Origin of the sequence: Streptomyces sp. SID13031, from assembly GCF_010548305.1 — a bacterium.
In the GTDB taxonomy this organism is placed as follows: domain Bacteria; phylum Actinomycetota; class Actinomycetes; order Propionibacteriales; family Kribbellaceae; genus Kribbella.
Map to the genome: position 1 here is coordinate 301,990 of NZ_JAAGLV010000004.1, position 18,057 is coordinate 320,046.

Sequence of the window (18,057 nt, forward strand, 5' to 3'; positions counted from 1 at the left end):
AACAATCCCTGTTCTCTTGGATGGGGAGCTCAGCGGCCGCCGAGGCCGGTGACGAGCAGCCCGCGGACGAGGTGCTTCTGCAGCAGGATGACGAGCAGCACGGTCGGCAGCATGGCCAGGATCGAGGCGGCCATCATCAGGTTCCACTGGGTGCCCTGCTGGCCGACGAACTGGGCCAGACCGAGTGGCACGGTGCCCTTCTGATCGACGCTGTTGGTGATGATCAACGGCCACAGGAAGCTGCCCCAGAAGCCGATGAAGGTGAAGACGGTCAGGACGGCGATGGCCGGCCTCGCCAGCGGCAACATGATCCGCAGGAACGCCCCGAACGGGCCGCAGCCGTCCACCCGCGCGGCCTCCTCCAGTTCCTCGGGAACGGTGAGGAAGAACTGCCGGAGCAGGAAGGTGCCGAACGCGGTGAAGGCCCACGGGAAGATCAGCGCCCAGTAGCTGTCGACCCAGCCGAGGGCCTGCATCAGCCAGTACATCGGCACGATCAGCACCTCCTGCGGCACCATCAAGGTGCCGAGGAAGACCACGAACAGTTGCTCACGGCCCCTGAATCGCAGCCGGGCGAAGGCGTAGGCGGACAGGCTGGAGGCGACCACGACCACCAGGGTCCCGATCACCGACACGAAGAGGCTGTTCAGGAAGTAGCGGCCGAACGGCGCGAACTGGAACGCGTCCACGTAGTTCTGCCAGCGCACCTCGGAGCCGATCAGGTCCGGCGTCGGGGTGAACACCTCGTCCGCCGGCTTGAGCGAGGTGGCGACGGCGTAGATGAGAGGCGCCAGGAAGGCCAGCGCGACGATCACCAGCAGAGTGTGCGACACGCCGCCGCGGAGCTTGCGCGCGGTGGAGTTGGTGTCACGCGTCATAGTGCACCCACCGCTTCTGGCCGATGAACTGGATCGCGGTGATGCCCATGATGATGACGAACAGCACCCAGCCGGCCGCGGCGGCCAGCCCCATGTTGAGGAACTGCCAGCCCTGGTTGTAGACGTACATGACCAGCGTCTGGGTGGACACGCCCGGCCCGCCTCCGGTGAGGATGAACGGTTGCGCGAACACCTGGAACGCGGTGATCAGGGTCAGCGTGGTGGCGAAGAAGATCGACGGCGTGATCATCGGCCAGGTGATGTACCGGAAGCGTTGCAGCGGGCCCGCGCCGTCGATCGCCGCCGAGTCCAGCTGCGACTGCGGGACCTGGTCCAGGGCGGCCGAGAAGACCAGGAAGTTGTAGCCGAAGCCCTGCCAGACCGAGATCGCCACGATCGTCGGCATCGCCCAGCTGGTCGAGCCCAGGAAGTTGGGCGCGTCGACGCCGAACACGCTTTGCGCTCCGGAGTCGAACAGCCCGCCTGGCTGGAGCAGCAGCCGCCAGACCATCACGTTCGCCACCATCGGCGTCATCACCGGGATGAAGAACAGCACCCGGAAGGCCTGCCGCCCCCAGACCCGCGGCCCCAGCCAGACGGCCAGCCCGAGCGAGACGATCACGTTGAGGGGGACGTACAGCACCACGAACAGCGTGGTGTTGAAGATGACCTTGCGGAAGATCGGGTCGTTCAGCAGGTGGCTGAAGTTGTCGACGCCCAGAAAGGTGCGCTGGCCGAAGACCGGCCAGTCGAACAGGCTGATCCCGAGCGCCATCGCGGTCGGGAACAGTGTGAACAGGGCGAGCCCGGCAAGGCTCGGCCCGAGGAAGAGCCAGGCGTACCGGCCGTCCCGCCGCAGGCCGCGCGGCCGTCGCTCCGCCCGGGCGGTACCGGGCGGAGCGTCGGTGCTGGTCGCCGTGGCCATCAGGACCCGGCGCCCGCCTGGTCCTGGACATTCTTCAGCACCTGATCGGCTGGCAGTTCACCGTTCAGCGCCTGTACCCCGAAGTCGTTGAGCAGGTCGGAGGCCTGGACCCAGTTCTTGGAGGTGACCAGTGGGATCGAGTGCTGCGACGCGTACTCGATCGTCTCGCGGGCACCCTGCAGATCCGCGGCGGTGTACCAGGCGTCATGGGCCGTGGGTCGCGACGGGTAGGCCCGGCCGGCCGCGGCCAGCTCGGTCAGCGGCTTCTGGCTGGTCATCGAGACGATCGCCTGGAACGCCGCGTCGGGGGTCTTGCAGGACCGGGAGATCCCGAAGCCCGAACCGGCCGTGTAGGTCTTCGAGCCGTCCGGTCCGGCCGGCACCGGCGCGATGCCGAGGCTGAACTTGCTCTTCTCCTTGAGATCGATCACGGACCACGGTCCGTCCAGCTTCATCGCCGCCTTGCCGGAGGTGAAATTGGTGGTCTCGAAGTCGGTGCCGCCGGCCGGGACGGCGGGGGCGATCTTGTCCTTCGTCACCAGGTCGACGTACTGCTGGTAGCCGTCGACGAACGACTGATCGGTGAGCGCGAGCTTGTTGTCCTTGAGCGGCTGGGCGCCGGTCGCCGTCAGCACCCAGGGCAGGAAGGCCAGGTCGCCGGGCGTGGTCACGAATCCGTACTTGCCGCCGGTGGTGAGTTTGGTCGCGGCCGCCTTGAACTCGGCCATCGTCCAGCCTGGCTTCGGCTCGGCGATCCCGGCGGCCTTGAACAGGTCGCGGTTGTAGAAGATCACCATCGGACCCGAGTCGTAGGGGATCGCGATCTGCTTCCCGCCGGACTTGAGGCCGTCCATGATCGGCTTGTCGAAATCCTCCGCCTTCAGGTTGTACTTCGCCATCAGATCGTCGAGCGGCAGCATCGCGTTCGCGTACGACGCCAGCCGCAGGCTCTGCATGCCGATGATGCACGGGGCCTTGCCGCTGGCCAGGGTGGTGCCGATCTTCGACCAGTAGTTCTCCCAGCTCGCACCCTCGAGCTTGACGGTGATACCGGGGTGGTCGGCCTTGGCCTGGTCCGCGACCTTCTGCCAGGCTGCCTGGTCCGCGGTCCCGCCGATCCAGAACTGCCAGGTCAGGTCCGCCTGGTCCGCCGATCCCGACCCACCGCCGGCGTCGTCGTTGCCACCTCCGCACGCGGAGAGGACCACCAGCGCCAGCGCAGTGACGACGGCCACCAGCCGACGTCGGGTCCGTACTCGTGTTCCGCTCATCTTGACCTCCACGGCAGAGTTGATTCATCCGATCTATAGGCCGCCATCCCGAGGTACGTCAAGATCTCGCGACCTTATGAAAGCTGTTGTTCAAACGGCGCTCAGGCGGCGGCTGGTGCCATGATCTGAGGCCATAGTGACCGTCCGGCTCGCGGATGCCCGGCCGAGGTCTCGACGGATGAGCTTGGGGTGTCTACGGTGATAAACATCCGATGTATCGAGGGGTGGGCGATGCGTGTCACCGATGAGGCGATCGACCGGATCAAGCAGATGATCGTCGCCGGCGAGCTGCGTCCGGGGGACCGGCTGCCGCGGGAGCCGGACCTGGCGGCCCACCTCGGGCTGTCCCGCAGTTCGCTGCGCGAAGCGGTCAAGGCGCTCGCGCTGATCCGGGTCCTCGACGTCCGGCAGGGGGACGGGACCTATGTGACCAGCCTGGACCCGACCTTGTTGCTGGAGACGATGGGGTTTGTCCTCGACCTGCACCAGGACGCGTCGGTGCTGGAGTTCTTCGAGGTACGGCGAATCCTCGAGCCGGCCGCGGCGGCGCGGGCCGCGGTGCGGATGAGCGACGAGGACATCGCCGTACTGCGTGACTTGCTGGACGAGCTCGGCCCGGAGCCGTCGGTGGACGCGCTGTTGGCCAACGATGTCGAGTTCCACCGGCTGATCGCGGTCGGCAGCGGCAACCGGGCGCTCGCCTCCATCGTCGACAGCCTCCGCCAGCCCACCTACCGGGCCCGCGTCTGGCGTGGTCTGACCCAGTCGGACGCTGTCGCGCAAACCCTCGTGGAGCACCGGTCGATCCTGGCGGCGATCGCCGCCCGCGAACCCGACGTCGCCCGATCCTGGGCGACCGTGCACATCGCCGGGGTCGAGCGATGGATCCAGGAAGCAGTCAGCCTCGACCCGGCCGGAACTCCACCAGAACCGCGGAAGGCATCGCCAAGCTCAGGGTGAACTCGTCGCCCTCCCGTTCGAGCACGTCCGCCCGCAACAGATTCCGCTCCGCCAACTGCACCAACTGCTCATCGGTGGGCCAGTCGCCGACGCCGAGCGCGGCCGCCTCCGCCACCAGATCGCCTGAACCGTCGCCTGAACCGTCGCCTGAACCGTCGGCTGAGCCCTCGCCTGGAGTCAGCCAGGTCGCGGTCGCCTGCCAGGTCGGGTCCACTCCCGGGAAGGACAGCGTGATCTCCCGGGTCAGCTCTGCCGCGCCCGCTGACTTCGACTGATCGAGAGTCAGGTTCCACACCAGTACGGCGATGCGGTCGCGATCTCGTGACGCCCACGCCTCCACCAGGCTCCCGCCGCCATCGCCTTCGAAAGTCACCGGCAACTCGGCCGGACCGAGGCGGTCGAGCAACGTCATCGCGTGGAAGCGCGGTTTCGCCAGCCCGCCGACCGTCTGCAGCCCGAAGCCGCCGTGCAGGAAGCGTGGCGGCCGGCCCAGCTCCTCGAAGTGGTCCGACGCGACCCAGTAGGCCAGCGCGTCCACCCGCCCGGCCGCCGACCGCATCCCGCGCAGCAGGAACACCCCGGAGAACACCGCGTCGTTGATCGGATTGAAGTGCCGCGGCGTCACCCCCCACTCGGTCCACAGGATCCGCGCCTCACCGAACCCATGCCGCTCCAGCGACGCCCGTACGTCGAGCGGCGGGCTCCCGTAGGTATGCGTCGTCACGAAGTCGACGGGCGCCCCGCTCGCCGCGGCATGCGCGAGCAGATCGTCGACCCACCCGGCCGCCGCCGACGACGGACCGCCGACGGCGAGCCGCTCGTCGACCGACTTCACCGCGGCAGCGGTCACGTCGTACAGGTGCATCCATTCGGCCTTCGTGCCGGACCAGAAGACCTCGAGGTTCGCCTCGTTCCACACCTCGAAGTCCCAGGCCAGTACTTCGTCCAGCCCGTATCGCTCGACGAGATGCGCGACCAGCGCGCGCACCAGGTCGTGCCACCGCTCGTACGACTTCGGCGGCGAGATGATCGCGCCGTACTCGAAGACGGTCTTCGACGGATCCGACGCGAGGTCGCGCGGCATGAACCCGAGCTCCACCACCGGCCGCAATCCGAGACCGAGCAGCTTGTCGTAGATCGCGTCGACGACAGTGAAGTCGTACGCCGCCTCGCCGCCCACCTCGGTGTAGATCCGGGTGTCGTCGTGGAAGATCGCATGCGCGCGAACCGTCCGCACCCCGAGCTCGTCATGCATCCGGCGCAACGCCTCTTCGAGCTCGGCGCCGATCTCGCGACCGCCGCTGAGCTCCTTGCAGAGCAACTGGCTGAGCCGTTCGCTTCCGATCATCGGCACCCAGGGCCGGTGCAGTTCGATGCCCTCAGCAACGGCGTCCACGGTAAGCCGGATGCCCGGAACGTTGGCAGAGGCAACCAATGGCGTCGCGCCGACCGAGCCACCCGGCCGACCGTGCACGGTCACCTCGGGAACGCTGGCCACCGCGTACCTGTACGTAGTACCGGGTGTGCCCGTGGTGTCGACATACGGTGGCGACGGCACCGACAAGAGGTCGCCACTGTGGTGGTCGACCGGCTCCAGCGACGAGTCGTCGAGGCCGCGCAGGATCACGTACCCGACCGCGCCTGGTACCGGTGACCAGTCCACCGTCACCTGCCCGACGCCGCCCACCGCTGTCACCCACTCCGGTGGATCCAGATCCGGCAGCTCGACCGCGCGGCTCTCGTCGCTCCGCAGGGCGATCCGCTCGTCCCAGTCACTCCTGGCATCACTCTGCATCGCGAAACTCCCAAGTCATCAGCTTGCGTCCGAAGAAGTGGTCACCACGTTCCTCGAGTTCTTCGGACGCAAGGGCGGTCAGTCGAGGCCGGCGGAGAACTGCTCCATCGCGATCAGCGACCGGATCCCGCGCTCGGCCCGCCGGTCGGCGAAACTGCGCCGGATCAGGTTGTTGCCGAAGACGTTGCCGATAGCACCCATCACCATGGCCTGGTCGAGGGCGAGGTAGCGCTTGGCGATCAGGCCCGACTTCACCGCCACCGAGTCGTAGAAGCCGCCGGTGCCGTAGGCATGCAGGTTCTTCTCGATCCGGCTCAGGTTCTCGATCGCCTGCCGGGGCGCGTAGGACATCGCCAGGAAGGCCGCGTGCGGGGTGACCACGCCGTCGCCGTACGCCGGATTGGGGTTGGCGCCTTCGCGACAGCCCTCGAAACCGCCGTCGTAGTTGGTGCCCTCCAGATCCGACGGGTAGCCGCCGGGATCCATCCCGATCGGCTCGACGCCGTAGACGGCGTACCCGCCCTTCGGGTTCGACGCGGGGGAGAAGCCCCAGTAGCCGTACTTCGCTTCCTCCAGGCCGTGCTCGATCTGCGCGCGGACCGTCAGCGGGTGGTTGATGCCCCAACTGCGCGGCGCCCAAGTCGACTCCGGCACGAACAGGTCGGGCATCAGCGACTCGAACATGTCGCCACCCCAGGACGGGACGAGCCGCATGCCGCGGTACGAGTAGGTGCCCTCGAAGACGTCGAGGCCGAGGTACGTACGGTGCACACCCTTGGGACGCTGCTCCACCCAGGACCAGTCGCAACCGTCAGGGAAGGTCCGGTACGTGGCGAAGTACTGCGTGTGCGGGACCTGGCCGAGGGCGAAGCCGACGTACCCGGCGATCCTGGCCTCGGTGTTGAGGGTGTCGTAGTGGAACTTGCGGTAGTAGACGTCCGGGCCGGTACCGGCGTGGTTGCCCTTGTCGGTCTCCTCGTCCGGCGGCGGGGTCTCGAAGAAGCCACCGCGCATCAGTCCGCCTGGGCGGGCCGCGGGGTTGTAGTAGTAGGCGAAGTTCATCTTGTTGAGCAGCGAGTCCGCGAGGGCCCGGGCGCGCGGCTCGGCGTTGCGGACCACCATCAGCGCGCAGGCGAGCCAGCCGTTGTCGACACTCGACACGAACGGCGTGATCGGCTTGGTGCCGTCGGGATCGACGTAGCGGACCTCGCCGGTCGATTCGTCGTACCAGTTGAAGAACATGCCGCTGGGTTCGTGGTGATCGACACGCGCCATCGTCGTCAGCGTCTGGGTGAGCCGGCGCAACGACTCGTGCGGCGAGATGATCCCGAGCTCGCGGGCGACCACGATGCTCCACAGATAGCCACCGATGTTGGTCGGCGACGTGTACTGGCTGCGCACCGGGTTGCTGACCGACTCCCCGATGTTGTCCGCGGGCAGTCCGGTCGTCTCGTCGGTCATCGCGACCAGGCTGCGCCAGGTGTCCCTGGCCCAGCGGCCGACCAGCGCCCGGTCATGGCGGTTGGGGCGCCAGTCGCCGCGAAGGAGTTTGCCGGGATCGGCGGTGGGTCGCCCACCGGCGTACGAGCTGGTGGTTGCGCCGGCCAGTGCGGCGGTGGTTGTTGCTGCGAGCAATGTGCGCCGGGTGAGATTGGCGGTCATCCGAGCCTCCAGAGTCTATTTGATACCGGTGATGGCGATGCCCTTGGTGACGTGGCGCTGGAAGGCCAGGAAGATCACCAGCACGGGGAGTACGACGACGACCGCGCCGGCCATCAGCAGGCCGAAGTTCTGCGCGTTCTGGCCGGTCGAGTACAGCGCCAGGGCGACGGGCAGGGTGTACTTCTCCTCGGTCTGGGCGACCACGAGCGGCCAGAGAAAGTTGTTCCAGGAGCCGAGGAAGGTGAGGATCCCGAGGGTGGCCAGCGCGGGCTTCGTCAACGGGAGCATGATCCGGCCGAAGATGCCGAGCTCGCTGCTGCCGTCCACCCGGGCCGCGTCCATCAGGTCGTCGGGCAGGCCCTGGAAGAACTGCCGCATCAGGAAGACCCCGAACGGCGAGACCAGGAAGGGCAGGATCAGGCCGGGATAGGTATTGGCCAGACCCGCGTTGGTGACCAGGATGAACAGCGGGACGAAGGTGACGACACCGGGGATCATCAAGGTGCCCAGCACCACCAGGAACAGCGCGTTCCGGCCGCGGAAGTTCAGCTTCGCCAGCGCGTAGCCGACCATCGAGCAGAACAGCAGGTTGCCGGCCGTCACGGCGATCGCGACGATCCCCGAGTTGAGGAAGTACCGGGGGAAGTTGGCCTTGCTGAACAGGTCGTCGTAGTTCTGCGTGGTCGGTGCCTCGGGCAACCAGGTCGGCGGGACCCGGAGCAGCTCGCCCTGGGTCTTGAAGGAGCCGAGCAGCATCCACAGGAACGGCGCGGCCACCGCGATCAGTCCGAGCACGGCGATCAGGTAGATCCACCAGGTCTTGCGCATCACTTCTCCCTCAGCAGTTTGAACTGGAGGAAGGTGACGACGGCGATCACGACGAACAACAGGTAGCTCATCGCCGTGGCGACGCCGTAGTTGCCGAACCCGAACTGCTGGTAGGTGTACATCGACACCGAGACGGTGCTGTTCAGCGGACCGCCCTGCGTCATCACGAACGGCTCCTCGAAGAACTGCAGGTAGCCGATCCCGGTGGTGACGCTGGTGAACAGGATCGTCGGCCTGAGCAACGGCAGGATCAGGTACCGGAACCGTTGCCACGAGCCCGCACCATCGAGCTGGCCGGCCTCCTCGACGGTCTGCGGGATGCCCTGCAGACCGGCCAGGAAGATGATCATCGGCGCGCCGAAGTTGCGCCAGACGGCCATCATGATCAGCGACGGCATCGCCCAGGTCTTCGAGGCGAGCCAGTTCGGCCCGTCGATGCCGACCCAGGACAAGGCTGTGTTCAGCAGCCCGGAGTCCGGGGCCAGGACGAACCGCCAGATCACTGCGATGGCGACGATCGAGGTGATCACCGGTAGGTAGTACGCGACCTTGAACAGGCTCTGGAACCGCTTGACCCCGCGATCCAGCAGGACCGCTGCGGCCAGCGCGAGGCCGAGTGTCAACGGGACGCCGACCAGGACGAAGTACGCGGTGTTGAGCGCGGCCTTGCGGAATGTCTCATCCGACAGCGCCTTGATGTAGTTGTCCAAGCCGACGCCGTTCACCGCCAACGGGGTCCGCAAATCGCGCTGCTTGAGATCGGTGAAGCTCATCCCGAGTGAGCCCAGCACGGGTCCGGCGGTGAAGGCGAGGAAGAGAACGACGAACGGCAGCGTGAGGATCCAGGCAGCGGCAGTCTGGCGCCCGGCGGCCCCTGACCGTCCCGCACGACCGGCTCGTCTGCCTCCCGCCCCTCCCGCCCCGCCCGACCGCCGTGGCGGCCGGGCGGCGAGGGCGTCCTTTGCCCCGGGCGCGGCTGAGCCTTGTAGTGATGTCGAGTTCACCCTGATCAGCTACCGGTGCCGATCGACGCGGCCTTGGTCTGGATCGCCTTCGCCGTGTCGGCGGGGGACTGGCCGGCCTTGGCCATCTTCTCCACCTCGGCGTCGAACGCGGTGGCGACCTGCTCCCAGTTCACGATCGCGGGCGGCGCCTTGGCGTCGTCGAGCTGCTTGCCGAAGACCGGCAGTAGCGGGTCACCCGCGATACTCGGGTCTTCCCAGGCGCTCTTCACGGCCGGCAGGTCGGTCGACAGCTTGAACCACTGCGCCTGCGTCTTCGCGTCGGACAGCCACTTGACCAGCTTCCAGGCGCTGTCCTTGTTCTTGCTGTTCTTGAAGACGACGAAGTTGCTGCCGCCGACGAACGACGTCGCGGTCTTGTTCTTCGGCAGCTGGAAGACGCCGATATTCGACTTGATCTTGTCGCCGCCGAGCTTGGCCACCGAGCCGGCCATCCATGGACCGGAGATGAACATCGGCACCTGACCGCTGACGAACTGCGCCTCGGTCTGGTTCGGCGGCAGGTCGGTCCCGGCGAGCTTGTCGGTGAAGAAGCTCTGGTAGTACTTGAGCCCCTCCTGCATCTCCGGCGTGTCGAAGGTGAACTCCTTCTGGTCGTCCCCGGTGATCGACGCCCCCGCGGACCAGGCGAACGGCATCACGGTCTGCCACGAGCCGGTACCACCCGGCTGCAGGTTGATCCCGTACTTCGCGCCCGCCTTCTCCTTCATCGCCTTGGCCATCGCCTTGAGCCCGTCCCAGTCGGTCGGGGGCGTGGTGATGCCGGCCTTGGCGGCGAGATCCTTGCGGTAGTAGACCAGTCGCGTCTCGACGTACCAGGGCACGCCATAGCTGGTGTCGCCGACCTTGGTGGTCTCGTTCGCACCCTCGAAGAAGCCGGAGGTGTCGATACTGGCCGGCGTCGGGTCGAGCGCGTCGAGGTCGGCGAACTCACCCATCCAGGTGGTGCCGACCATGGCGGCGTCCGGCACGGTCTGAGCGGTGATCGCGGTGGTGAACTTGCTGTGCGCGGCGTCCCACGGGATCGGCGTGACCTTCACCTTGACGCCCGGGTTGGCCTGCTCGAAGGCGGCCGTCAGCTTGGGCAGGGCCTCGCCCTCGGTGCCCATCGCCCAGACGGTCAGCTCGCCGGTGGCGGGTCCGTCCCCGATACTGGTGGTTGCCTTGGGCGCCGATTCGCCGGTGTCGGCCGAGCGGCCGCAGCCGGTCAGCGCGAGGGCCGTGGCCGTGAATGCCGCACCGCCGATCACCAGTCGGCGGCGGGTGGTTTGGGTGAACATCAGTTGTTTCTCCTCAACCGGTTGATCGTGCTGCCTGTGTTTCCCCCGGCCCCGTGCCGCAACTACCGCGCAGCACAAGCTCAGTCCCCAGTACGTCGTTCCGTGCCCGCGTCCGCTCGCCGCTGATCCGCTCGTGCAACCGCTGCGCCGCCAGCCGGCCCAACTCGGCCATCGGCTGCCGCACGGTCGTCAACCCCGGTCGCACGTACCGAGCCGCCATCACGTCGTCCCACCCGGTCACCACGACCTGATCGGGGACGGTGACACCGCCTTCCCCCAGCGTCTTGAGGATCGCCAGCGCCAACTCGTCATTGGCGCAGACCAGTCCGTCCACCTCGATGGTTGTCTCCAGCAACGTCAGGGCGAAGGCAGCTCCCGCTGCCTCGGTGAGCGGAACTCGCTCAGGCTTCGGTACTTCGAGCCCGTGAGCCCGCAGTGCCGCCGAGAATCCCGCGTACCGCTCGGACACGTCGTACGAGCTGGCTGGGTCACCGACGAACAGGAGGTTCTTGCGGCCGTGCTCCAGCAGGCGGTTGGTGAGTTGCTCGGCGCTGGTTGCGCTCTCGGTGCGGACCGAGTCGCAGCCGGTGACCGGCGGATGGGCGACCAGGACGACCGGCACGTTCGCCCGCCGCAGATCCTGTACGGCCGGCAGATCCAGTGCGTTGCCATGGACAACGATCCCGTCCACCCGCCCGGCCAGGTCGCGCAGGTTCCGGGCCGGATCCGGGTTTCCGTGGGTGACCGTGAGGATCACGCTCTGCCCGTGTTCGCCGGCCCAGCGTTCGTAGCCCATCAGCAGGTCCCCGTAGAACGGGCCGGCCAGGTCGGGCAGCACGAGCCCGTGCGCCTCGTGACGTTGCACCGCGAGACTTCGGGCGGCTCGCAGTGGCACGTAGTTCAGCTCGCGCGCCGCCTGGTCGACCCGGGCTCTCGCCTTCGCCGATACCGGCCCGGTCCCTTGCAGGACACGGGAAACCGTCGCGATCGACAGCTTCGCCAGCGCCGCGACGTCGTAGATCGTCGTGGGCCTGCCGGTCGGTCCGGACGCCATCCTCGGTGCTCCTCAGGTCGGGCTGCTGGTGAAAGTGGAAGCGCTTACAGTTTTCGACCCTGCCTTGGATCGATGCCGTTGGTCAAGGGGTCGTGCGGGGTGGATCACCTATCTGGGACGATATTGGGGTGAGCACACACGCGGAGTCAGCGGAGCGGAAGGACCGGCTGTGGCTGGTCCGTCACGGGGAGACCGAGTGGAGCAAGTCGGGCCGGCACACGTCGACGACAGACCTCCCGCTGACGGCGGAAGGGGAGCGGATCGCGGCATCGCTGAAGGACCGGCTTGCTGCGCAGGAGTTCGACCTCGTGCTGACCAGCCCGCGCCGGCGTGCCCGGCGGACGGCGGAGCTCGCGGGCTTCGCACAGGCCGAGGTCGACGACGACCTGGTCGAGTGGGACTACGGCGACTACGAGGGCATCACCACCGCGGAGATCCGCAAGACCGTCCCTGGCTGGACGGTCTGGGCTGACCCCGTACCCAACGGCGAAACCCCGAAGCAGGTCTCAGCCCGCCTCGACCGCGTCAACGGCCGGATCGCGGCCGTGGACGGCGATGTCCTGGTCTTCGGTCACTCCCACGCCCTACGCGCCCTGACGGCCCGCTGGCTCGAGCTGGACGTCACCGAGGGTCGCCACTTCGTCCTCAACACCGCCACCGTCTCCGTCCTCGGCTGGGACCGAGGCTCCCCGGCCGTCCACCAGTGGAACGCCTGACCCGACGCTAGCTGGGCGACCACTCGTAGAGGTCGATCGTGCAGAGTTCCCGGAATCCGAGGCCGGTATAAACGGATCGGCCCGCGGGTGACGACCCCAGTACTGCGGCCTCGAGGCCCGAGTCCCGCGCCTCCCGTAGTACGGCGGCCGTGATCGCGGCGCCGATTCCGCGCCGCCGGGCTGCTGGGACCGTCATCACGAAATACACGCCCGCGACCCCGGACGCCAGGAACACCGTCACGGTCGCAACCGGCTTGCCGTCGAGATACCCGAGGTAGTGCCGCCAAGGATCGGCGACACCCAATCGCCGATAGACCTCGGCCACCCATCGGGCTTCTTTCACGCCTTCGCCGAAGCCTTGACCTAAGGTCTCCGCCCAAGTGGCCAGCCCGTTCACGTCCGTCACCCGCTCGACCCGCAACCCGGCGGCCTCCGCCTCGCGCAACTCGGTGAGCCGCAGAGCCATACCGGGCTCGCTCCCACCGTGGGAGAAGCCGGCGGCCAGGAGACGATCACCAAGATCCAGCGGCCGCATCGAAGGCCCGACGTGCCAGCTCCCCGGTATGCCGAGATCCTTCAACTCCTGAAGGGAATCCGCGACCACGCGATCCGCGGCTTCGCCACCGTCGAGAACGCAGGAGACCACCGCGTTGTGGTAGTCGAGCGGCGACCCACCAAGACTCCACTGCACGCCGTCCGCTCGCTGCCGCCCACCACCCGCGGCCCCCATCGCCAGCAAGAGCTCAGCCGCGTTGTCCTCGATCGCCCGGATCAGCTCGGCGGTGTCGCTCTCGGTAGGCTCGGCATCGTCCATACCTGCGAGTCTCCGCCACTCGGCCCCGGGGCTCGACCCATTTATCCGGCAGCGCGTTTTATCCCGGCAGCGCGTTCCACTGGGCGAGTGTCGAGGCCAGCAGCGTCGCGGTGGGCAGGTTCTCGAACTCCTCGCGGCTCACGAATCGGGCGTCCAGGGCGTCGTCCCCGGCCGTCAGCGTGCCACCGACCGACTCCGCCTGGTAGTCACGGATCACGTACAGCTTGCCGTTCGGGGCGTCTCGCTCGACCTCGCCGACCAGCTCCCCGACCTCGACCCGCAGGCCCGTTTCCTCGGCGACCTCGCGCGCCACGGCGGTCGGATCGTCCTCGCCCGGCTCGACCCGGCCGCCCGGCAACGACCACAGCCCGCGACCCGGTTCGTTGGCTCGCTGGATCACGAGCAGCCGGTGCTCCTCGTCGTACACGAGAGCCCCGACACAGTCGACGCGGTCGGCATCCATGTGGAGAACCATAAGAGTTCGTGGCAAGCACCGATAGCATCAGCGCTGACAGTTGTCCAGAGAAGGGATCCCGATCACTCGTGCGCATCGACCTGCACACCCATTCGAACCGCTCGGACGGCACCGACCCGGTCGACGTCCTGATCGCGCACGCGAAGCGGGACGGCCTGGATGTGATCGCGCTCACCGATCACGACACCGCCGACGGCTGGGGCGAGGGGCGACGGGCAGCCGAGGACCTCGGGATCGGCTTCGTGCCGGGGATCGAGATCTCCTGCAAGCTGAGCGGTATCAGCGTGCACCTGCTCGGGTACCTGCCGGACCCGTCGTACCAGCCACTGGCCGATGAGCTGGCCACGGTCCGTGAGGGCCGTACCGACCGGCTGCCGTCGATCGTGGCCCGGCTCAACGAGATGGGCGTCGCGCTGACCGTCGACGAGGTGCTCGCGCAAGCGACCGGGACGCCGTCCGTCGGCCGCCCGCACGTCGCCGACGCGCTGGTCGCCAACGGGACGGTCGCGAACCGCAGCGAGGCTTTCGACCGGTTCCTGGCCGACGGGCGGCCGGGGCACGTCTCGCACTACGCGATCGAGCCGGGTCGCGCGATCGACCTGGTCTGCGCGGCGGGCGGCGTACCGGTGATCGCCCATCCGTGGGGCCGGTCCAGCTACAAGGTGATGACCGCGGAGATGATCGCTCAGCTGGTCTCCGACCATGGCCTGGCCGGGATCGAGGTGGACCACCAGGATCATTCGCCGGAGTCCCGTACTGCGTTGCGCGCGATCGCCCAGGATCTCGGCATCATCTACACCGGGTCGAGCGATCACCACGGGGTCGGCAAGATCGACCACGAGCTCGGCGTGAACACGACCGACCCGGAGCAGTTCCAGCGGCTCCTCGACGTCGCCAAGTCGAACGCGGCCGCCGCCACCGACGCGACGGTGCCCGAGGCGTACCTGCCGTGAACAGCGTCATCAACCTCTCGCTGCTCAGCTCGGTCTTCGTCACGCTGTTCGTGATCATGGACCCGCCGGGCACGGTGCCGGTGTTCATCTCGCTGACGGCTGGGCAGTCGCGCGCGGTCCGGAAGAAGGCCGCCTGGCAGGCGGTGCTGGTCGCGTTCGGCGTGATCGTCGTCTTCGCGGCTTTCGGCCAGCAGATCCTGAGTCATCTCGGGATCACGCTGCCGGCGCTGCAGTGCGCGGGCGGGCTGCTGCTCCTGCTGATCGCGTTGCAGCTGCTGACCGACACCGCCGAGGACCCGGTCCAGACGAAGAACGTGAACATCGCCTTCGTCCCGCTCGGTACGCCGCTGCTGGCCGGCCCGGGCGCGATCGTCGCCACGATGGTGTTCGTCCAGCGCGCCGACGGTTCGCTGCCGGACGTGGTCGCGATCTCGGTCGGGATCGTGCTGATCCACCTGGTGATGTGGCTGACGCTGCGCTTCTCCGGGCTGATCATGCGGGTGCTGGGGGAGAACGGCGTGCTGCTCGTCACCCGGATCGCGGGTCTGCTGCTGAGCGCCATCGCCGTCCAGCTCGTCGCGGACGCGGTGACGGACTTCATCAAGGCCAGTTGAGGTGAACGACACGCTGCCGGGGATGCCGACGAAGCTGTTCGTGGCGACGCCGACGAAACTGCTCAACTTCGCCGACTGCAAGCGCAAGTACCGCTACACCTACCTCGAGTCGCCGCGCCCGCCGAAGGGCCCGCCGTGGGCGCACAACACGGTCGGCGGGATCGTGCACGAGGTCCTCGCCGAGTTCTTCGGCCGGTGGCCGGCCTCCCGTCGTACGCCGGACGAGGTGGTCGCCAAGATCCGCTCGAGCTGGCGGCAGGAGGGCTTCCGCGACGAGCAGCAGGCGCTCACCTGGCGCGAACGGGCCACCGAAATGGTCCTCGGCTACCTCCGCGACAGCGACCCGTACTACGAACCGCTCGGCGTGGAGCGCACCGTCGCCTTCACCACCGAGCGCGCCAGCCTGCGCGGCCGGGTGGACCGGATCGACGAACGCCCCGCCCGCGACGGCAGCGGCGGGACCGAGCTCGTCATCGTCGACTACAAGACCGGCCGGCATCCGCTGACCAGCACGGACGCGCGGTCGTCGCTCGCAATGGCGCTCTACGTGTTGGGGGCTCGCCGAGTCCTGCGTCGCCCGTCGACGCGGGTCGAGCTGCACCACCTCCCGACCAACACGGTCGCGGCGGCCGACCACGACGACGCCTCGCTGGCCCGCCACCAACGCCGCGCCGAGTCGATCGCCGACGACGCCGCGGCGGCCGAGGCGCGCTGGCGTACCGGGCTCACCCTCGCCGAGGCCGACGAGGTCTTCCCGCCAGAGCCGTCCGCGCTGTGCGGCTGGTGCGACTTCTCCCGGATCTGCCCCCAAGGCCGCCGGGTAGCCCCATCACGAGACCCCTGGGCAGCCCTCGAAGCCGCAGAGTCGGACGACCCCGCCCCGCCCATCACAGAGCCCATCACAGAGCCCGTCGCCGAGGCAGGCTGACACCGCTGTCACGGCTGGTGCCCCCATGCCAGCCAGATGTGCGCGTCATACCAGCGGACACCAGCAGTCTGTAGTCACCAAGAGCCTGAGGGGTGACTGATGACTGTGAAGACTGTCGGCCAGGTGGGTGTGCCCGGCGCAACGCTGTACTACGAATCGACCGGCTCCGGTCCGGTCCTGTTGCTGATCGCCGGGGGCGGCACCGACGCGTCGGTGTTCGACGGCATCGTGCCGCAGCTCGCCGCGCGGTACACGGTCGTCACCTACGACCCACGCGGCAACTCCCGCAGCCCATACGACGCCGAGCCGGTCGACGAGCGCGTCGACCTGGCCGCTGAGGACGCGCTGGCCGTGCTCGACACGGTCGCCGGTGGCGAGTCGGCCTACGTGTTCGGCAGCAGCTCCGGCGCGATCACCGCGATGGAACTGCTCGTCCGCCATCCAGACCGGATCCGCCTGCTGATCGCGCACGAACCACCCGCGATCGAACTGTTGCCGGACGCAACCGAAGCGCGGGCGTTCTTCCGATCGGTGTACGACACCTACCAGCGCGACGGCCGGCTCGCGGCAGACCAGTTGTTCTTCGGTGGGATCGGACTGGACGACGAGGACAGGCTGCCACCAGCCGCCGACCTGCCGCCGGAGTTCCGGAAGGTGGCCGAGCGGATGGAGGCCAACAGCGAGATCTTCTACGCGCACAAACTCCTGCCGTTCACCAGCTACGTGCCCGACGTCGCAGCCCTGGTCGCACTTGAGGACAAGCTCGTACCGGCGGTCGGCAGCGAGTCATCGAAAGTACTGCCCGCCGAACCGATCCTCGCGCTGGCCGATCGAGTCGGCTGGGACGTCATCGCGTTCCCTGGCGGGCACGGCGGCTATGCGAGTGACCCGTTCGAGTTCGCCACCTTGCTGCAGCGCGTACTGACGGGAGACCTGCGATGACCGCCAAAACCCTGAACCTGCTGGCCGTCCCCGGCGCCACCCTGCACTACGAGGTCACCGGCTCCGGCCCGATGCTCCTCCTGATCGCCGACGGCGACAGCGACTCAGGCGCTTTCGACAGCATCACCGGCGAACTGGCCACCGAGTACACAGTCGTAGCCTACGACCCCCGAGGCAACTCCCGAAGCCAGTACGTCGGCAACCCGGAAGGTGATGCGGTGGCGGTATCCACTGCCGATGCGTTGGCATTGATCGACCTACTCTCCCCGAACGCCCCGGCCTTCGTCTTCGGCACCGGCACCGGCGCGATCACCGGCCTCGACCTGATCACCCACCACCCCGACCGAGTCCGCATGCTCGTCGCCCACGAACCCCCATGCATCGAACTGTTGCCAGACGCAACCGACGCCTGCTCCTTCTTCGAAGACGTCCACGACACGTACCTCCGCGAAGGCGTCCCGATGGCCCAGCTCCTGTACGCCGGCGGCACCGGCCTGGACGAGGACGACCTCCCCGCCCCGGAAGACCTCCGCCCCGAGTACCGCGAACTCCTCAACCGCACAGCCGCGAACGCCGAAACCTACTTCGCCCACAAACTGATCCCCTTCACCACCTACAAGCCAGACCTGAACGCCCTGGTCGAGCAGTCCGACAAGATCGTCCCCGCCGCCGGCCGCCAAGCAGCCGCCCACCTCCCGGCCCGCCCCGTCTCCATCCTCCCCACCCACCTCGGCTGGCCCGTCGTCTCTTTCCCCGGCCCCCACACCGGCTACGCCAGCCACCCCACCCCCTTCGCCACCCTCCTCACCCAAGTCCTCGAAGCCGAACTCACCTGAGCCTGAAGAGCCCTGGATCCGTAAGGCGCTCAGTTAACCTACAGCGTTTCGGTCCTCGCGAAGAGGTGAGGATTTCACCTTGTGGATAAGGGCTTTCGAGCCCA

Annotated in this window: 18 protein-coding genes; 7 read left to right on the plus strand and 11 right to left on the minus strand. The window is 67.9% G+C overall.

What is annotated here, in order from left to right; genetic code table 11:
- Positions 1–29: 29 nt before the first annotated feature.
- The 3 genes from G3I17_RS11270 to G3I17_RS11280 are packed head-to-tail and all read right to left on the minus strand — an operon-like array spanning position 30 to position 3,074.
- Positions 30–878, minus strand: coding sequence for a carbohydrate ABC transporter permease (locus G3I17_RS11270; protein ID WP_164595911.1), 849 nt, complete (start codon positions 876–878; stop codon positions 30–32).
- Positions 868–1,803, minus strand: coding sequence for a sugar ABC transporter permease (locus G3I17_RS11275; RefSeq protein ID WP_164595912.1), 936 nt, complete (start codon positions 1,801–1,803; stop codon positions 868–870). Before G3I17_RS11275 ends, G3I17_RS11270 begins: the two co-directional genes overlap by 11 nt.
- Complete coding sequence (locus G3I17_RS11280; RefSeq protein ID WP_164595913.1) at positions 1,803–3,074, minus strand: sugar ABC transporter substrate-binding protein; 1,272 nt, start codon at positions 3,072–3,074, stop codon at positions 1,803–1,805. The genes G3I17_RS11275 and G3I17_RS11280 overlap by 1 nt, the downstream gene beginning before the upstream one ends.
- Positions 3,075–3,305: 231 nt before the next feature.
- Here G3I17_RS11280 and G3I17_RS11285 point away from each other — a divergent pair, with 231 nt between their 5' ends.
- A complete protein-coding gene (locus tag G3I17_RS11285) occupies positions 3,306–4,034 on the plus strand; it encodes a FadR/GntR family transcriptional regulator (protein WP_164595914.1) in 729 nt (242 codons plus the stop codon).
- Here the strand turns inward: G3I17_RS11285 and G3I17_RS11290 are convergent.
- From G3I17_RS11290 to G3I17_RS11315, 6 genes are all read right to left on the minus strand, one after another.
- Complete coding sequence (locus G3I17_RS11290; RefSeq protein WP_164595915.1) at positions 3,973–5,829, minus strand: xylan 1,4-beta-xylosidase; 1,857 nt, start codon at positions 5,827–5,829, stop codon at positions 3,973–3,975. The two genes, G3I17_RS11285 and G3I17_RS11290, sit on opposite strands and share 62 nt — an antisense overlap.
- Positions 5,830–5,907: 78 nt before the next feature.
- Positions 5,908–7,491 (minus strand): glucoamylase family protein, encoded by a 1,584-nt coding sequence (locus G3I17_RS11295; RefSeq protein WP_164595916.1) that lies wholly within the window; start codon positions 7,489–7,491, stop codon positions 5,908–5,910.
- Positions 7,492–7,506: 15 nt separating this feature from the next.
- Positions 7,507–8,319, minus strand: a complete 813-nt coding sequence (locus tag G3I17_RS11300) for a carbohydrate ABC transporter permease (RefSeq protein ID WP_164595917.1) — start codon at positions 8,317–8,319, stop codon at positions 7,507–7,509.
- Complete coding sequence (locus G3I17_RS11305; RefSeq protein WP_239062396.1) at positions 8,319–9,092, minus strand: sugar ABC transporter permease; 774 nt, start codon at positions 9,090–9,092, stop codon at positions 8,319–8,321. The genes G3I17_RS11300 and G3I17_RS11305 overlap by 1 nt, the downstream gene beginning before the upstream one ends.
- 236 nt (positions 9,093–9,328) lie before the next feature.
- Complete coding sequence (locus G3I17_RS11310; RefSeq protein WP_164595918.1) at positions 9,329–10,621, minus strand: sugar ABC transporter substrate-binding protein; 1,293 nt, start codon at positions 10,619–10,621, stop codon at positions 9,329–9,331.
- 13 nt (positions 10,622–10,634) lie between these two features.
- Positions 10,635–11,675, minus strand: a complete 1,041-nt coding sequence (locus G3I17_RS11315) for a LacI family DNA-binding transcriptional regulator (RefSeq protein ID WP_164595919.1) — start codon at positions 11,673–11,675, stop codon at positions 10,635–10,637.
- A gap of 128 nt (positions 11,676–11,803) precedes the next feature.
- On the opposite strand from G3I17_RS11315, the gene G3I17_RS11320 reads away from it, so the two are divergent.
- Positions 11,804–12,391 carry a histidine phosphatase family protein gene (locus G3I17_RS11320; protein WP_164595920.1) on the plus strand — a complete coding sequence of 196 codons (588 nt, stop codon included), beginning with the start codon at positions 11,804–11,806 and terminating at the stop codon, positions 12,389–12,391.
- A 7-nt stretch (positions 12,392–12,398) separates the two neighbouring features.
- On the opposite strand, the gene G3I17_RS11325 is transcribed toward G3I17_RS11320, so the two are convergent.
- Both G3I17_RS11325 and G3I17_RS11330 read right to left on the minus strand, forming a co-directional pair.
- A complete protein-coding gene (locus G3I17_RS11325; RefSeq protein ID WP_164595921.1) occupies positions 12,399–13,205 on the minus strand; it encodes a GNAT family N-acetyltransferase in 807 nt (268 codons plus the stop codon).
- A 58-nt stretch (positions 13,206–13,263) separates the two neighbouring features.
- The gene (locus G3I17_RS11330) at positions 13,264–13,668 is read right to left on the minus strand and encodes an NUDIX domain-containing protein (RefSeq protein ID WP_164595922.1); all 405 of its coding nucleotides are present in this window, start codon (positions 13,666–13,668) and stop codon (positions 13,264–13,266) included.
- An 80-nt stretch (positions 13,669–13,748) separates the two neighbouring features.
- Here G3I17_RS11330 and G3I17_RS11335 point away from each other — a divergent pair, with 80 nt between their 5' ends.
- From G3I17_RS11335 to G3I17_RS11355, 5 genes are all read left to right on the plus strand, one after another.
- Positions 13,749–14,633 carry a PHP domain-containing protein gene (locus tag G3I17_RS11335; RefSeq protein WP_164595923.1) on the plus strand — a complete coding sequence of 295 codons (885 nt, stop codon included), beginning with the start codon at positions 13,749–13,751 and terminating at the stop codon, positions 14,631–14,633.
- Positions 14,630–15,247 (plus strand): MarC family protein, encoded by a 618-nt coding sequence (locus G3I17_RS11340; RefSeq protein WP_164595924.1) that lies wholly within the window; start codon positions 14,630–14,632, stop codon positions 15,245–15,247. The genes G3I17_RS11335 and G3I17_RS11340 overlap by 4 nt, the downstream gene beginning before the upstream one ends.
- A gap of 1 nt (position 15,248) precedes the next feature.
- Positions 15,249–16,175: a PD-(D/E)XK nuclease family protein gene (locus G3I17_RS11345; protein ID WP_203590010.1), complete on the plus strand. Its 927-nt coding sequence runs from the start codon at positions 15,249–15,251 to the stop codon at positions 16,173–16,175.
- 99 nt (positions 16,176–16,274) lie between these two features.
- Positions 16,275–17,117: an alpha/beta hydrolase gene (locus G3I17_RS11350; protein WP_164595925.1), complete on the plus strand. Its 843-nt coding sequence runs from the start codon at positions 16,275–16,277 to the stop codon at positions 17,115–17,117.
- Entirely contained in the window at positions 17,114–17,953 is an 840-nt protein-coding gene (locus G3I17_RS11355) for an alpha/beta hydrolase (protein WP_164595926.1), read from the plus strand. Before G3I17_RS11350 ends, G3I17_RS11355 begins: the two co-directional genes overlap by 4 nt.
- Positions 17,954–18,057: the final 104 nt, after the last annotated feature.

Coding starts and splice junctions, on each gene's coding strand:
- G3I17_RS11270 (WP_164595911.1), bottom strand. CDS start 878: ATGACGCGTGACACCAACTCCACCGCGCGCAAGCTCCGCGGCGGCGTG.
- G3I17_RS11275 (WP_164595912.1), bottom strand. CDS start 1,803: ATGGCCACGGCGACCAGCACCGACGCTCCGCCCGGTACCGCCCGGGCG.
- G3I17_RS11280 (WP_164595913.1), bottom strand. CDS start 3,074: ATGAGCGGAACACGAGTACGGACCCGACGTCGGCTGGTGGCCGTCGTC.
- G3I17_RS11285 (WP_164595914.1), top strand. CDS start 3,306: ATGCGTGTCACCGATGAGGCGATCGACCGGATCAAGCAGATGATCGTC.
- G3I17_RS11290 (WP_164595915.1), bottom strand. CDS start 5,829: ATGCAGAGTGATGCCAGGAGTGACTGGGACGAGCGGATCGCCCTGCGG.
- G3I17_RS11295 (WP_164595916.1), bottom strand. CDS start 7,491: ATGACCGCCAATCTCACCCGGCGCACATTGCTCGCAGCAACAACCACC.
- G3I17_RS11300 (WP_164595917.1), bottom strand. CDS start 8,319: ATGCGCAAGACCTGGTGGATCTACCTGATCGCCGTGCTCGGACTGATC.
- G3I17_RS11305 (WP_239062396.1), bottom strand. CDS start 9,092: ATGAGCTTCACCGATCTCAAGCAGCGCGATTTGCGGACCCCGTTGGCG.
- G3I17_RS11310 (WP_164595918.1), bottom strand. CDS start 10,621: ATGTTCACCCAAACCACCCGCCGCCGACTGGTGATCGGCGGTGCGGCA.
- G3I17_RS11315 (WP_164595919.1), bottom strand. CDS start 11,675: ATGGCGTCCGGACCGACCGGCAGGCCCACGACGATCTACGACGTCGCG.
- G3I17_RS11325 (WP_164595921.1), bottom strand. CDS start 13,205: ATGGACGATGCCGAGCCTACCGAGAGCGACACCGCCGAGCTGATCCGG.
- G3I17_RS11330 (WP_164595922.1), bottom strand. CDS start 13,668: ATGGATGCCGACCGCGTCGACTGTGTCGGGGCTCTCGTGTACGACGAG.
- G3I17_RS11350 (WP_164595925.1), top strand. CDS start 16,275: ATGACTGTGAAGACTGTCGGCCAGGTGGGTGTGCCCGGCGCAACGCTG.
- G3I17_RS11355 (WP_164595926.1), top strand. CDS start 17,114: ATGACCGCCAAAACCCTGAACCTGCTGGCCGTCCCCGGCGCCACCCTG.